This is a genomic window from Tumebacillus flagellatus (assembly GCF_000714935.1).
Classification (GTDB): Bacteria; Bacillota; Bacilli; order Tumebacillales; family Tumebacillaceae; genus Tumebacillus; species Tumebacillus flagellatus.
Window position 1 is genome coordinate 221729 of record NZ_JMIR01000002.1, and the last position, 13645, is coordinate 235373.

Here is a 13645-nt window from a genome sequence, read left to right on the forward strand (position 1 = left end):
GCTGCTTCGTTCTGCGATTGGATTCGTGGGGTTTTCCTTTGTCCTGTCTGCTTGACAGAGGCAGATTCTTACAAGGGATCTTTTTACACGTTTATTTTTTTCCGAGCAGGTGTTTGGAGAGTTTGTTGATCTGGGTGTAGGGGATGACGCCTTCCTCGAGCATTTCGGGGAGGATGTTGTCCAAGAAGTACTGCACGCAGTGCATCTCTTGGTAGCGGAGGATCGTGGAGAGCGCTTCTTCGTAGATTTCGAGGAACAGCGGCTCCGGGTTGCCTTTTTGGATTTCGCCGAACGATTCGTAGAGGAGGTCGATTTTGTCGGCGACGGCGAGGATTTTGCCTTCGAGAGTTTCGTCCTTGCCTTCGCTGAAGCGCCGTTCGTAGATCGCTTGGAACTCCTCCGGGATTTCCTGTTCGATGAATTTGCGCGTCATCATCTCTTCCACTTGGGAGAAGAGTTGCTTGAGCTCCGGCATCGCGTATTTCACGGGCGTCTTGATGTCGCCGGTGAACAATTCGGCGTAGTCGTGGTTGAGGGCTTTTTCATACAGGATGCGCCAGTCGAGTTCCTGTCCGTGATGCTCTTCCACCGTGCCGAGGAACTGGGCGATCTTGGTCACTTTGAAGGAATGGCTGGCCACCGAGTGCTCCTGGTATTTGAACTTCCCCGGGCAGCGGTTCATGCCCTCCAAGTCGGACAAGCTTTTGAAGTAGTTGTGAATTCCCATGTCTGTTCTCTCCCTTCTCTGTTTGTAAAGTACCGTGTCTGGTTGCAGGTATTTCGAACGAGTATACAGGAGAAGGGCGGGAAAGACAAGCACTTTCGGTTTGGAAATGGATGGGAGTAGAGAGGGTTGGCGATGTGAGGGTCGCGATGTAGTTTGTTTTTTACATGCAGAGGTTTTCGATGGCATAGAGGGCGAGTTGGGTGCGGTCATGCAGGTTGTTTTTCTTCAAGATGCCGGTGATGATGTTCTTGATCCTGCCTTCGCTCAAATGAAAAAGGCCGGCGATTTCCTTGTTGCTCTTGCCGCTCGTTTGAATGCAAAGTCCCATGCCATCGAACGCATTCGGGTGGAAGATCTTCAAGTTGCTGGCGACGCACTTGACCGCGAGAATCAGCTCGCAGCCTTTTATATCCTTAAAAACATATCCGTCCACGCCCGATTTGAGGGCAGAGGCGACGTTTTCTGTGTCGGTTTGGTTGGTCAGTATCAGTACCTTACTATCATGGAATTTACTTTCGATCCTTCTCGTCGCCTTGATGCCGTCACATCCGGGCATCACGACGTCCATGATGACCACTTCGGGGGCGAGGGTGCCGCAGGAGTCCACCGCTTGAAGCCCGTTTTCAGCATGGCCGACTACTGTGAGTTCACTGTCTTGTTCGATCAGGTGTTTGAGGCTTTCTCGAAAAATTCTGGTACTGTCCGCGATCAGAACTTTGACCATACCCTTCACACAACTCCGTTCGGTTCCATGATGTGCCGTACCGACACAAACCCGTGCCATAATCACGAAAAAACAGAAAAATCGTGACCTCCTTGTGACCCTTGCGATCTACTACCTGATTCTTATTTATCGGTAAAATGCAGGTAGATATCAATGGGAGGTTACCGAAATGGAGAAATCGTTTACAAGAAAAAACACATTGCGTTGCCGGCTTGTGTGAGCGTAGGAGCTTTTGCCTTGCTGGGCAATTTTTCGACCCCTTCTGCCCATGCGGCAGCAGCAGCTCATGTTGTGATCAGTGAAGTGTACGGGGGCGGCGGAAACAGCGGCTCTTCCTACAAAAATGATTACATCGAGCTCTACAACCCGACCAGTTCCAGTATCAGCTTGTCCGGTTGGTCTGTTCAATACGCCTCTGCATCCGGTTCTTTTAGTGCCGTCACGAATCTGTCGGGAAGCATCGGTGCCCATCAATACTACTTGGTGAAAGAGTCCAGCGGCGGCGGCAGTACCGGGACCGACAATGACAACATGTTGTTGGGGAATCCCAGCGGGGCGACCACCAGTACGTCCAATTCCACCAACTACTTGATGGTGAAACCGCAATACGCTCTTTCCTACAACAACACCAAACACGAAGCGAACTGGGTCAGTTGGCATGTCGGCGCCTCCGACCTTGGCAGCACGGCGCGTCAAGATGACTTCCGAGCGGATACTACGTTGCCGTCCGGATGGTACCAAGTTCAGGCGTCGGAGTTTTCGGGGTCCGGGTTTGACAGAGGGCACATGTGTCCGTCTGCAGACCGCGCTTCTTCTGTAGCCAACAATTCAGCGACCTTCCTGATGACCAACATGATCCCGCAATCTCCGAACAACAACGAGATTACGTGGGCGAACATGGAATCTTATGGCCGTACCTTGGTGAATGCGGGCAACGAATTGTACATCATCTCCGGAGGTTACGGGCAAGGCGGCACCGGTTCGAACGGATACGCCACCACGGTCGGGAACGGGGTTGTGGTGCCTGCCTATACGTGGAAAGTGATGGTCGTGTTGCCGAACGGGAACAATGATTTGAGCCGTATTTCCACCACGACACGCGTCATCGCGGTGCTGATGCCGAACAACCAAACCATCAACAGCCAACCCTGGGGCTACTACCGGGTCAGCGTCGACAGCCTCGAATCCAAGCTCGGGTATGACTTCCTCTCTGCGGTGCCGGCATGCATTCAAAGCATGATCGAGTCCAAAGTGGACAACGGGCCGACGAGCTAAATACGTAGATAAAAAAAACCGAGGTGCCAAGCGTAGGCTTGTACCTCGGTTTTTTATGCCTTTTTCACGAATTCGGACTTCAATTTCATCGCCCCGAAGCCGTCAATTTTGCAATCAATATCATGGTCGCCGTCGACCAATCGGATATTTTTCACTTTGGTGCCCATCTTCAGCACCGAAGAGCTGCCTTTGACTTTCAGGTCCTTGATCACGAGGACCGTATCTCCATCCTGCAAGACGTTCCCGTTCGCGTCCTTGACAACCTGGGCCTCTTCCGTCATGGCCGCCTCTCCTTCAAGCGTCCATTCATGCCCGCATTCCGGGCACATCAAAAAACGGCCGTCTTCGTACGTGTATTCGGAGTTGCAAGCCGGACAATTCGGCAAATTGGACATCCTATGATCCCCTTCTGCATGAGAATTTTTCAATATTCATAGATTCAAATATTATCATATGCCAAGTCTGTTGTCTTGTCCATTTTCTCATCCAAAAAGAACTCAATCCCAGAGCTGCCCTTTCCCTTTGGGCGGTGCCTGAAGAACCGCTTTGATCTGATCGCTGACAATGCCTGAATATGAATCAACCGGTAATAGAACGTCTTACGGTTCATTTGATGAGCTTCGCACCCTGTCGACAGGCCCTGACTACCGGATCGGCGAAAAGTAAGAAGGCGCTTGATTCGGCAATCGTTCTACTTCCTCTCTAAGTTTTTGAAGAACCTGAATTCCGATCGCGGTTATGGTTGTACCTTGTTTCTTAACGCCAATCGAAATGCAACCACAACGATTGAGCAAGGCTAATTTGTTGCGGACTTGGGATTCGGACAAAGGACTGGAGAGCAATGAACAGATCACGGTGCGTCCCACCCGTTCCTGCCGTTTGCTGAAATCCCACAGGATACTCAATATATTCTCATAATCGATCAAGGAACCGTGCCGAGCTAAAATATGAAGGATGTCTTCCCTTTCCTCCGCTTTTCGTCTAGCGGATGGATCGAGAGAATGGGATGGGAATGCTCCACAGTTCAGTATCCGTTCAGGAATGTGTTCTCGTTTCACTGTATCTCCTTCCACGATCACCATCAGATATTTCATGAAATTTTGCAACTCTCGAATATTACCCGGCCAATTGTAATTCAAAAGGACATTTTTGACTTCAGGGGTAAAATGAAGCCGTTTCCTTTTATCATGAAGAAAATAGTCAATGAGTATAAAAAGGTCCTCCCGCCGTTCTCGTAGATTCGGGATGTTGAGCGGCAGAACGTTTAGTCTGTAGTACAAATCTTCCCGAAATGTACCCTTCGAGATCATATCCGCGAGGTTGCGGTTTGTGGCGGCGATCACCCTTACATTGACGGGTATCACACGATTTCCTCCAACCCGCATCACTTGCCGCTCCTGAAGTACGCGCAGCAAGGTTGCCTGAATACTGAGGGGTGCATCCCCAATCTCATCCAGAAATATGGTTCCATTATGGGCCAACTCGAACAGCCCCATTTTCCCTCCCTTTTTTGCTCCTGTAAAAGAGCCCTCTTCGTATCCAAACAATTCACTTTCCGCCAGGTTCTCCACAAGACCGGCAAAGTTGACTGGTACGAATGAGCCGTCCCGCCTTGAGGAATGCCTATGAATCGCTTGGGCGAATACTTCTTTGCCTGTCCCGTTCTCACCCGTGATCAATACGGTATAATCGCTCTCTGCCAATTTGACGGCAACCTGTTTCGTAGAATTGATAGACTCGCTTACACCGATAATATGCTCAAATGAATATTTGGTGGTTAACCCGAGACTGGTACTCTTTTTGCGGATTTCCTGTTCGATTCGTTGGACAATTGTGACGTCTTGAAAGGTAACAACGACTCCCATTAAGTGTCCTTCTACTATCACGGGAACCTTGCTGACCAGCAGTACCAAGTTCCGAATCTCCAACAATTGATTGGACTCTCCGGCGCGAGACTGCAAGATTTGATTCAGCTTAAACTCAGGAATCACATCCAAATACGATTTTCCTATGCAATTCTCCGCAGACAATTTGAGGATCTTCTCCGCTTCTTCATTAAAGACCGTGATGCGTCCACATTCGTCAATACTGATAATCCCTTCATGAACCGCATTGAAGACGGACTCCAGCTTTTGATTTAGCTGCTTCTCATTGTTCACGGAGTTGGCTAAATTCCTCCCTAGCCGGACAAAATCACGGAAGAATTCAGCTGTATAAAAATGGGCCTTCTCCATGGGTAAATCCAATAGCCTAGCAATATCAAAAATAGTGGTCAAATCGATCGGGCGCGTATCCAAATCAATCAGTTTTTCAATCGTATCCGGAATGAGCTCTCTGAATCCATGCGTAATCGCCACATCAATGCGCTCCAGATCCGCTCTGTTCTCACCTGGTTGCGCTACATAAGGAATAAAGTGCAAATGATCAAAACCCAGCCGGATCAAAAGTTGAATCGCATCTACAGCCGTGTCCATACTGTTGGAGACAAAAAGACATCGAGTACCGGGTGCCAAACCCATCAGTTGTTCGAGCTTTGCCATTTGAACGGTTCTTCTTGCTACCAACGCCCGAGCTTGGTCGAACGTTTTCGGCAAACTCTCTAAGACATGATGGGAGGAAACGAGAATCAGGTCGCACTCACTCACGATTTGGCTGTCTAACTCCAGGTTCTCATGAGCGGTAAAGATCTGAACGTTGGTCCCAAAAAACATCCTCAGATTGCTCTCAAAGGTTTGGCTCACCTTTTCGCTTTTCGTTATCAGCAGAACGCTTGGTCTTCCCATGGTTTCTCCCCTCTTAACGGTTATTGAAATCATGCTAGCCCAAAAATGAACCTAAAACAACACCAAAAAATAAAAAAGTGCAAGCACCCTTCGGCACTTGCACTTTTTTTGCATCCATCATATCTTGCAAAGAAGTCTCGCCATCAGTGCAGCCCTGACAGGAAGTTGATCGATTTCAACATGCTCGTTTTCAGCATGAATTCCTTCCCCCACAGCACCTAACCCGTCCAATGTCGGAATGCCTAATGCAGATGTGAAATTCCCATCGCTGCCTCCACCCACGGATTCCTCTGTCAAGGGAAAACCTAATTCAGATGAGCATGCTGCAGCCAGTCTGAACAATTTTTCATTCCCCATTGTTCTTTCCATTGGCGGACGATTGACTCCTCCGGAAACTTGTAGCGCAATCCCTTCCAATTGAGGCTTTAACCCATAAATAACTTTCGAAATTCGATCTCCCTCACTCATTTGGGTGATTCGCAGGTCCACGCTCAGTTCCGCGTGTTCGGCTACCACATTTTCGGTGGTTCCTCCTCGTACCACGCCCACATTTAGGGTTGTCCCCAACTCATAGTCGGTAAGTGAGTGCAGGAATAAAATTTGATGAGCCATTTCCTGTACCGCACTGATTCCATCCTGATGATGATTCCCCGCATGCGCTGCCTTTCCTGTGATCTTGATCGAAAATCGACCAACCCCTTTACGGGCCGTTTTCAGCGCACCCGTTTGCGACGCTGCCGGCTCCGAAACGAGTACCGCACGACTTCGTACAGCTTCCCGCTCGATCAGCTCCCGGGACGAACCGCTTCCTGTCTCTTCATCACTGGTGAATAAGAAAACAATTCGCTTATTTAAGGAGATCCCCAACTCACGACAGGCTTTAACCGCCCACAGCGCTTGGATAATCCCCCCCTTCATATCCAAGATGCCCGGTCCATACGCTTTGTTTCCTTCTACCCGATAGGACAGCCTTCCCACATCCCAAACCGTGTCAAAATGACCAAGGATCAGGATTTGTTCATCGCCCGTTCCATACTGAAATAGCAGATGGTTTCCCGCATGCTCTTGAGGAATTACTTCCGAAGTGAGGTCGAGATGCTTCTTAAACAGCTTTTGAATTTCAGCTCCACATTGATCTACCCGTTCTTTCGAACGCGTGGGCGATTCGGCCAGCACAAGCGTTTTAAGATCCTCCAGGATCTCTTCCTGGTGTTGTTTTAAGTACTCTACTACGTCATCCATCTTTGAAAGCCCCCATGTTGTGAATTGTTAGAATGGTCCCCAGTTGATCATGACACCGATTATGATGAAAATAATTCCGAGAACAAACCATACAGCCGTTAATGGAAGCATGAATTTCAGCCATTTTGCATAAGAGATGCCGCTCGTCGCAAGCACACCCATCATGACACCGGATGTGGGATTGATCGTATTTACAAATCCTTCCCCTAGCATAACCGCCTGAACAGCTACTTGGCGCGTAATATGCAACAAATCGGCCAAAGGAACAAGAATCGGCATTAACACTGTCGATTCCCCAGAACCGGAAGAGATCAAAAAGTGCAGAGCAGCGCTTCCGAAAAACATTCCAATCGAAGCCGCCATAGGAGACAACGGAGCTAACACGGTCGCCAGCGCATTGACGATGGTATCCAAAATTTTTGCATCGTCGAGGATGATGCCCACGGCTCTGGCCATGCCCACAATCAATGCCCCATAAATCATTTGTTTACAACCTTGAATAAATGTGGAAGCGATTTCATTCGCACTCATACGAGCGATCAAACCGCAGCCGATGGCAATAAAAATAAAGAGACCGGCCATTTCGTTTTCTGTCCATTTTAATTTCTGGGAGAAAACAATAAAGCCCAGAAGAGATAATCCCGCAAACGTAAGAATGAACTTTTGCTGAAGAGTAACGGTTGTTTTATTGCCTGATCCAGCATCATCACTTCCAACCGTATTGCTGTTCCAATCTGAGCCCACGATACTTCTCGTTGGATCTTTGCGAACTTTGCGCGCATACCAGTAAATATAAAGAAGCGTAACAACTAAGACCGTCAGATACATAACCATCCGATAGCCGATACCAGAAAAGAGAGGAAGTTCCGCTATACGTTGGGACAAGCCAAGCGTTTGCGGAGCAAACACCGGTACATTCCATCCGGCATATGTCCCTAGATAAATAAGTGCGGCACCGAAAACGGGATCCAATTTTAATCCCCGTGCAATGACTAATCCTAAAGGAATGAAGGCAATGACGGAATTGACAACAATCCCAGTCGTGCCCAAAACAGAAAATACAAGACCTACAGGGATGATTAAAAGCAGCAACCGATTACTGAACCGAGTAATCGTCGACTTCAGAAACGCATCAATTGCGCCTGATTTTTCAATGACGGCTAAAGCTCCGCTTGTAAAAAGGATAAGGAAAATCAAGGGTGCGGCTTTTACCATACCGTTTTGGATCGCGGTAAAGAAATCTACGATACTCGTATGATTTGAAGCAACAGCATGATAGCTTCCCGGAACCGTCATGGTGATGTCGCCTTTTTTTACCGTTTTGAAGACTCCCGCCGGTAAAATGTAGGTGGCAATCGCACAGACCAATGCAACAAAAAATAATAGAACGTAAGCGTCAGGCTGTCCAAACCTCCTTTTTTTCCCTTGAGCCACCTCTTGCGTAGTTAACTTTCCCATTACCTTGACTCCTCCCATACCGTGGTGGTTTTTGGACATATCACATTCTGCCCCTTTACCCATACGAAAACGTTGCAAAAACCATGCCAAAATACGCTTCCTTGATTATTCTAAAAAATCACGATATTATACCGTTTTAGGTTGTTTTATAGGAGGATAACCACCAAGAAACAGCCATTATGACCAATACGGGCACCATTTAATAATCCACTATGTTTTTCTTCGGCGGTGTCGCGGAAGGGGGCTGTATCTGGCAAATTTTGCAGGGCTCCCTATCGGGAGCCCTGCACATCGATCGATGAGCTGACCGGCTAAATCCACCGATCTCCGCGCTTTTTCAAATAGTTTGCAAACACGAAACGCCAAGGAATGACGAAGGGAAATATCAGGATCCACAAACAAGCGATGGCCGTCTCCATAGTTGAACTGTCCATCTGTCCGGAAATCCACATCGGGAGCGCAACGAGGATCAGCCAGAGCGACTTCCACGCCAATTCCCACAAGAGCACGGGCAGCATCTTCAGCGGATACCGCAACCCGAGGACGCACAGCACCCAGAAGGCGACCAGCATGCATTGAACCACCCCCTCCATCAGCTCCCATGAGTGTGACCGATTGACGACATCAGGCCACACCTTAATACCGAGCCCCTCAACAAAGTAAGACGTAACAACGAGACCTCGCCAACCGATTCCATTTTGTTAGGCTCCGTCACGTTCGTAATCCCCTCTCCTCTAGAGATAAGTCTTCTTCATCCATTCTGAAATACGTAAAGCCTCTGATTCATGCAATTCCTCCACATCGGCCGTTCTATGCAAAGAACCGTCATGAAGCGCAATGAATCCATCTAGTAAGGTTTCAATTTCCGAAACTTCATGGCTTGTCATGAGTAAGGTTTGAGATTTCAAGTCAACGTAAGAAATCATTCCTTTCACGATAGACTCGCGAACCATCGGATCAAGCCCGGACAATGGTTCATCCATCAGAATGTAGGGGACTTCTCTGGCCAAAGTAAGCATGATTTGTAATCGGCCGCGATGTCCTTTCGAGAGCGCTTTGATTTTCATATGAGGGTCCAACTGCATAAGCTTCATGATTTCGTCCGCTTTCGCAAGGTTAAAGTCAGCAAATTGCGAAGCCTGAAAACGCATAGCTTCTCTTACCGTGAATATGGGATAAAAGGAACCCAGCTCGGCTGAGTAAGAAACAACTTTGCCGATCCTTCGATTGGCCGTCTCCCCGTTTACCGTCACACTGCCGCTCGTAGGAAGCGAAAGTCCGGAAATCAACCTCAATAACGTTGACTTTCCGCTGCCGTTCCTGCCCACAATTCCAATGATTTTACCTGGAGGCACCGTCAATGAGATGTCCTTGAGCACGGTCTGATTTCTATATTTCTTCGTAACGTTGGTCATCCGAATCACGACACTCATCCCCCTCTCTCAACGTGATTCAAATATTCTTCCAGCCCTGATAGGATCTCCGCTACGCTGTATCCCATTTCTTGCATGACGTGAACGAATTGTTGAATTTGTTCATGTTTCAACTTATCACGCTGCAGAACCAGGCGATCTTGTCGTTCCGAAACGAATGTGCCTTGACCTCTCTTCGTTTCCAAGATTCCTTGGCGTTCCAACTCGCTGTAAGCGCGTTGAACGGTGTTGGGATTCATGCTGTATTTGATCCCCATATCGCGGATCGAAGGAAGCTTCTCGCCTGCTTTCATGTCTCCGCTTAGAATTTGTCGTTGTATGCGATCCGCCAATTGCAAATAGATCGGCTTTGAAGCATTAAATTCATCCATCGTTATACCTCAACTTTGTTGTCCACGAACCACGCGGATAGGTGGACAATCCAACGATCATCATGAAGTCGTACACATACTCTCCTGTGTAGGTTTGTATCGGATTCGATATCCGTCCAATACGGCTCAATGAAGCTGAACTTGGGTACGATCAAAAGTCCGGACAACACATATAACAAAGCTAATGAAATCACGATCATCATCAAACCGTTCGCTAATTTACTCAACAACAATTTAAAAGCCGGCTGGGGATTGTTCAGCCAAACAGGCAAGTGGTTGCCCTCCGACTTCAAACTGACAAATACCAGAATTGGAACGTAGATCACATGAATCGCAACGCCAATCGCCAATGGGACGAACATTAGCAGAGAATCGTCCGCTACCCTCCCCAAGTAAAGCGTTACCATAAAAATTAACACATTCATGAGTAATCCTACGAAAAACACGGTTCTTGTTAACTTGAAATCTTTACCAAACAAAGCTAACCATTTCCGCATATCCTCCTCACCCCTGTTTTACGAAGTGTATTACTTGGTTAGTGCCCTAATGACATAGTACGCTGTGTCACCCTAACACGTGCATAGGGTATAAAAAAAGGCGAAGAAGGAAAACCCTCTTCGCCAACTTCATAGAAGCGATGTGACCGATTTCAACTCCGATAGAAACCCGTTAATCAGTAAGCCGCTATCCACATAGGTCATCAAAATTACGTACATCGAAACTCTTAACATTAATATTTCAACAAGAATATTCCATTCACAATCGTAATTGACACAAAAATATATGATGTTATCATTTTAACACGAAATAAAATATTGTACTTTGAAAGGGGAACTTATCTGTGAAAACGTCTGTTAAAGCGGCTTGTTTTACGTTTCTTGCGCTATCCCTGCTTCAGATCCCCGCTGCCTCTTCAGCCTTTGCAGCGGACACTCTCCACCCTGGCGAAACGCTTTCGAATAATGGAATGATAACATCCTCTGATGGTAGATTTGCTCTCGACATGCAGTCGGATGGGAATCTCGTTCTTTATAATGCCGGTACTTCTCTTTGGTCTTCACATACGAATGGCGCATGGTATAACCCTAACCCTTTTTATAGCCCTTTTTCTACTGATCCAAGTATGTACGTCTACGCACAATTTACCGTATGGTCTTCGGGAGGAGTATTGAGGCTCGACAACTCCGGACATCTGTTACTAACAGATGCGAAAAATACACATGCGTTTTGGATGGCAGATACCGATTCATGGATGAATAACTGGTACCGTCCGCCGATGATTAAGCCGACAGGTCTCGTTGGTGACACCCTGATCGTTCAAAATGACGGGAATTGTGTTCTTTATGACACAGTTCATGGCGGGGGCACCTGGATGCCTGTCTGGGCTACCAATACAGGTGGACGATAAAAAAGAACCACGGTTGCTGTGCGGCCGGAAGATGACTCCTGATTTCATCAGGAGTCATCTTTTTATGACCAAGTGTCGATACCGCAGATACGCTCGTGCGTTCTCCGATAACCATAGTTTCCATTTTTGCATCACAAGAATCTACCAGCATAGGAAGATCATGATTGAAGCAGTTTCCATTGTCCTTCGGAGACCACTTCAACCTCTCCATCGATCACTTTGATGGCGGTTTGATCATCCATTGCGTAAGCCGGTCCCTGCAACCCGGCTGCCCATCTCTCCGCATTCGCCATCGTGTTATCCGGCAGCATCTCGTGATCCAGATGCGGGAACATGGCAAAGTCGACCAGACCCAGCGTTTCATCACCACCGTTGGGTGGAGTCCAGCCAACGAAGTCTTTTCCGATGTTAGGTGCCATCACCATGCTCCCGGCACTCAATCCCACATAGACCGCACGCAGCGACGGCAAGAGGTCTGCCAGTCCGGATTGCCGCATCCAGTAACACAGATACAACGGGTCACCACCATTCACCAATAGAACGTCCGTCTCCTTGACCATTGGAACCCAAAGCTCTTTATCGATGCTGGGCAGAGCGGTGAGCTCCAGCACCCCCAGTGACTTCCAGCCCAGCTCACACATCGGTGTTTCGGCTTGCCCACTGAGAAACTTCCAAGCCTTGTCTGCACCACCGGAAATTGCGTAGATCGCAGTGGGTATGCAGAGGGCGCTACACTCGGCAATCGGTTTGTCCAGCATGCCAACCAACGCGTCATGTATGCTTTTGTTCTTGATGCCTGCAGATGTAAGAAGTAGTTTCACAATCAAACTCCTCGTCTTTGTGTGCGTATTTGTAAAATCAACCAATTAGTTGCCGAATTAATAATACCAGATCGTGCAACAATTGATCAATTCAAATGAGTCTAGAGAAGCAACGAGACTCCCCCTATGGGTGGGGGTAGCAAGCACAAACTTTTGCGTCGGCAGTCGATAAAGTTTTTATCTGAATCTAAAGAACATGCGTTCCTCTTTAGATTTTTCTATGATAGAATACAACCAGCACAACTGAATAGGCTCCTCAAGGGTGATCGGCTCATCCCCTGTTGAAAGGGGGTGTTGCCATGTCTGCACATGAAGTCATTTCGCTCATGCTCCAATTCGGGCTGTTTTTAATCGCGGCTGTTACTTTGGTCCTGACGATCATGAAACATATGTTGGACAACCAAAATAAAAAGAAATAGATCGCCCTATGAGTTTGGCCACTCAGGCGATCTATTTCGCATGAAAACCATATGAGCCGACACCCTTGATGGGTATCCGTTGTGCAACGACCGTGGGTGTTCCAGCACCTGCGGTCATTTTTTAGTTTATGCGATCCTTGCAGGTCTATTCTAACACATATCGAGATGGAAACTCAATGTAGAGGTTCCCCTATTTAATTTATGATAAGGCTCACCGTGGCGGTAGCAAGCACAAACCTTTGACTGACGATAAAATTTTTATTTCGATCTAAAGAACAGGCGTTCCCCTTTAGTTTCTTCTATGATAGAATACAACCAGCACAATTGAATAGGCTCCTCAAGGGCGGTCGGCTCATCCCCTCACGAAAGGGGGTGAGCTCGGTATGACGGAATTTCAGACTCTGACTGTGATGATTGCTTTTGGTTCTCTGGTAACAGCGATCATCTTCGGCATGTTGACTGTTCTCCTGTCCATACTCAACCTGACAAAAAAGAAATAGACCTCCCTTGAGCTTGGACGGCTAGGAGAAGGTCTATTTCTAGCTTTACTGAGCCGACACCCTTGAAGGGTATCTTTTGTGCCAACGGCCGTAGGTGATAGCAACACCTGCGGTCATTTTTTAGTTTATGCATTCCGTGCAAGATTATTCTAGCATATCCGAGCTACCAAACTCAACCTTCAAGGGTTGTGCTTACTTATGGTACGGTTCACCGTGTTGGTACCAAGCACAAACTTTTGACAACCAATAAAATTTTTATCTTGCTCTAAAGAACAAGCGTTCCACTTTAGTTTCCCCTATGATAAAATACAACCAACACAATTGAATAGGCTCCTCAAGGGTGGTCGGCTCATCCCCTCACGAAAGGGGGTGAGATCGGTATGACGGAATTTCAGACATTGACGGTGATGATTGCATTCGGTTCTCTTGGTAGTGCTATCATTTTCGGAACGTTGACTGTAATACTGTCCATACTCAACCTGAC

At 47.6% G+C, this 13645-nt stretch carries 15 protein-coding genes; 4 read left to right on the forward strand and 11 right to left on the reverse strand.

Going from position 1 to position 13645, the window contains the following annotated elements; genetic code table 11:
- Positions 1-91: 91 nt before the first annotated feature.
- Both EL26_RS02645 and EL26_RS02650 read right to left on the reverse strand, forming a co-directional pair.
- Positions 92-727 carry an HD domain-containing protein gene (locus EL26_RS02645; protein ID WP_038084138.1) on the reverse strand — a complete coding sequence of 212 codons (636 nt, stop codon included), beginning with the start codon at positions 725-727 and terminating at the stop codon, positions 92-94.
- Positions 728-887: 160 nt separating this feature from the next.
- On the reverse strand, positions 888-1451 hold the full coding sequence (locus EL26_RS02650) for a response regulator transcription factor (protein WP_038084139.1): 564 nt from the start codon (positions 1449-1451) through the stop codon (positions 888-890).
- Between the two features lie 237 nt (positions 1452-1688).
- Here EL26_RS02650 and EL26_RS02655 point away from each other — a divergent pair, with 237 nt between their 5' ends.
- Complete coding sequence (locus EL26_RS02655; RefSeq protein ID WP_052035906.1) at positions 1689-2726, forward strand: DNA/RNA non-specific endonuclease; 1038 nt, start codon at positions 1689-1691, stop codon at positions 2724-2726.
- Between the two features lie 53 nt (positions 2727-2779).
- On the opposite strand, the gene EL26_RS02660 is transcribed toward EL26_RS02655, so the two are convergent.
- The 8 genes from EL26_RS02660 to EL26_RS02695 form a co-directional block, all read right to left on the reverse strand.
- Complete coding sequence (locus EL26_RS02660; RefSeq protein ID WP_038084141.1) at positions 2780-3121, reverse strand: zinc ribbon domain-containing protein YjdM; 342 nt, start codon at positions 3119-3121, stop codon at positions 2780-2782.
- A gap of 249 nt (positions 3122-3370) precedes the next feature.
- Complete coding sequence (locus tag EL26_RS02665; protein ID WP_052035907.1) at positions 3371-5509, reverse strand: sigma-54 interaction domain-containing protein; 2139 nt, start codon at positions 5507-5509, stop codon at positions 3371-3373.
- A gap of 117 nt (positions 5510-5626) precedes the next feature.
- Complete coding sequence (locus EL26_RS02670) at positions 5627-6751, reverse strand: M20 family metallopeptidase (RefSeq protein WP_038084144.1); 1125 nt, start codon at positions 6749-6751, stop codon at positions 5627-5629.
- A gap of 27 nt (positions 6752-6778) precedes the next feature.
- On the reverse strand, positions 6779-8209 hold the full coding sequence (locus tag EL26_RS02675; protein ID WP_038084146.1) for a YfcC family protein: 1431 nt from the start codon (positions 8207-8209) through the stop codon (positions 6779-6781).
- Positions 8210-8520: 311 nt separating this feature from the next.
- The gene (locus tag EL26_RS02680) at positions 8521-8781 is read right to left on the reverse strand and encodes a hypothetical protein (RefSeq protein WP_202962839.1); all 261 of its coding nucleotides are present in this window, start codon (positions 8779-8781) and stop codon (positions 8521-8523) included.
- A gap of 162 nt (positions 8782-8943) precedes the next feature.
- The gene (locus EL26_RS02685) at positions 8944-9624 is read right to left on the reverse strand and encodes an ABC transporter ATP-binding protein (RefSeq protein ID WP_338010847.1); all 681 of its coding nucleotides are present in this window, start codon (positions 9622-9624) and stop codon (positions 8944-8946) included.
- A 14-nt stretch (positions 9625-9638) separates the two neighbouring features.
- Positions 9639-10013: a GntR family transcriptional regulator gene (locus tag EL26_RS02690; protein ID WP_038084152.1), complete on the reverse strand. Its 375-nt coding sequence runs from the start codon at positions 10011-10013 to the stop codon at positions 9639-9641.
- A 2-nt stretch (positions 10014-10015) separates the two neighbouring features.
- Positions 10016-10510: a hypothetical protein gene (locus EL26_RS02695; RefSeq protein WP_038084155.1), complete on the reverse strand. Its 495-nt coding sequence runs from the start codon at positions 10508-10510 to the stop codon at positions 10016-10018.
- Between the two features lie 344 nt (positions 10511-10854).
- On the opposite strand from EL26_RS02695, the gene EL26_RS25780 reads away from it, so the two are divergent.
- Positions 10855-11421: a hypothetical protein gene (locus EL26_RS25780; protein ID WP_162835153.1), complete on the forward strand. Its 567-nt coding sequence runs from the start codon at positions 10855-10857 to the stop codon at positions 11419-11421.
- Between the two features lie 158 nt (positions 11422-11579).
- Here the strand turns inward: EL26_RS25780 and EL26_RS02700 are convergent, their stop codons facing one another.
- Entirely contained in the window at positions 11580-12242 is a 663-nt protein-coding gene (locus EL26_RS02700) for a Type 1 glutamine amidotransferase-like domain-containing protein (RefSeq protein WP_038084157.1), read from the reverse strand.
- Positions 12243-12541: 299 nt separating this feature from the next.
- On the opposite strand from EL26_RS02700, the gene EL26_RS24855 reads away from it, so the two are divergent.
- Positions 12542-12661 carry a putative holin-like toxin gene (locus EL26_RS24855; protein WP_152559151.1) on the forward strand — a complete coding sequence of 40 codons (120 nt, stop codon included), beginning with the start codon at positions 12542-12544 and terminating at the stop codon, positions 12659-12661.
- A 383-nt stretch (positions 12662-13044) separates the two neighbouring features.
- Positions 13045-13161: a putative holin-like toxin gene (locus EL26_RS26625; protein ID WP_420802047.1), complete on the forward strand. Its 117-nt coding sequence runs from the start codon at positions 13045-13047 to the stop codon at positions 13159-13161.
- Positions 13162-13645: the final 484 nt, after the last annotated feature.

Bases quoted from the DNA above. Each gene is read 5' to 3' on its own strand.
- EL26_RS02645 (WP_038084138.1), bottom strand. From the start codon at position 727: ATGGGAATTCACAACTACTTCAAAAGCTTGTCCGACTTGGAGGGCATG.
- EL26_RS02650 (WP_038084139.1), bottom strand. From the start codon at position 1,451: ATGGTCAAAGTTCTGATCGCGGACAGTACCAGAATTTTTCGAGAAAGC.
- EL26_RS02660 (WP_038084141.1), bottom strand. From the start codon at position 3,121: ATGTCCAATTTGCCGAATTGTCCGGCTTGCAACTCCGAATACACGTAC.
- EL26_RS02665 (WP_052035907.1), bottom strand. From the start codon at position 5,509: ATGGGAAGACCAAGCGTTCTGCTGATAACGAAAAGCGAAAAGGTGAGC.
- EL26_RS02670 (WP_038084144.1), bottom strand. From the start codon at position 6,751: ATGGATGACGTAGTAGAGTACTTAAAACAACACCAGGAAGAGATCCTG.
- EL26_RS02675 (WP_038084146.1), bottom strand. From the start codon at position 8,209: ATGGGAAAGTTAACTACGCAAGAGGTGGCTCAAGGGAAAAAAAGGAGG.
- EL26_RS02680 (WP_202962839.1), bottom strand. From the start codon at position 8,781: ATGCTGGTCGCCTTCTGGGTGCTGTGCGTCCTCGGGTTGCGGTATCCG.
- EL26_RS02685 (WP_338010847.1), bottom strand. From the start codon at position 9,624: ATGACCAACGTTACGAAGAAATATAGAAATCAGACCGTGCTCAAGGAC.
- EL26_RS02690 (WP_038084152.1), bottom strand. From the start codon at position 10,013: ATGGATGAATTTAATGCTTCAAAGCCGATCTATTTGCAATTGGCGGAT.
- EL26_RS02695 (WP_038084155.1), bottom strand. From the start codon at position 10,510: ATGCGGAAATGGTTAGCTTTGTTTGGTAAAGATTTCAAGTTAACAAGA.
- EL26_RS24855 (WP_152559151.1), top strand. From the start codon at position 12,542: ATGTCTGCACATGAAGTCATTTCGCTCATGCTCCAATTCGGGCTGTTT.
- EL26_RS26625 (WP_420802047.1), top strand. From the start codon at position 13,045: ATGACGGAATTTCAGACTCTGACTGTGATGATTGCTTTTGGTTCTCTG.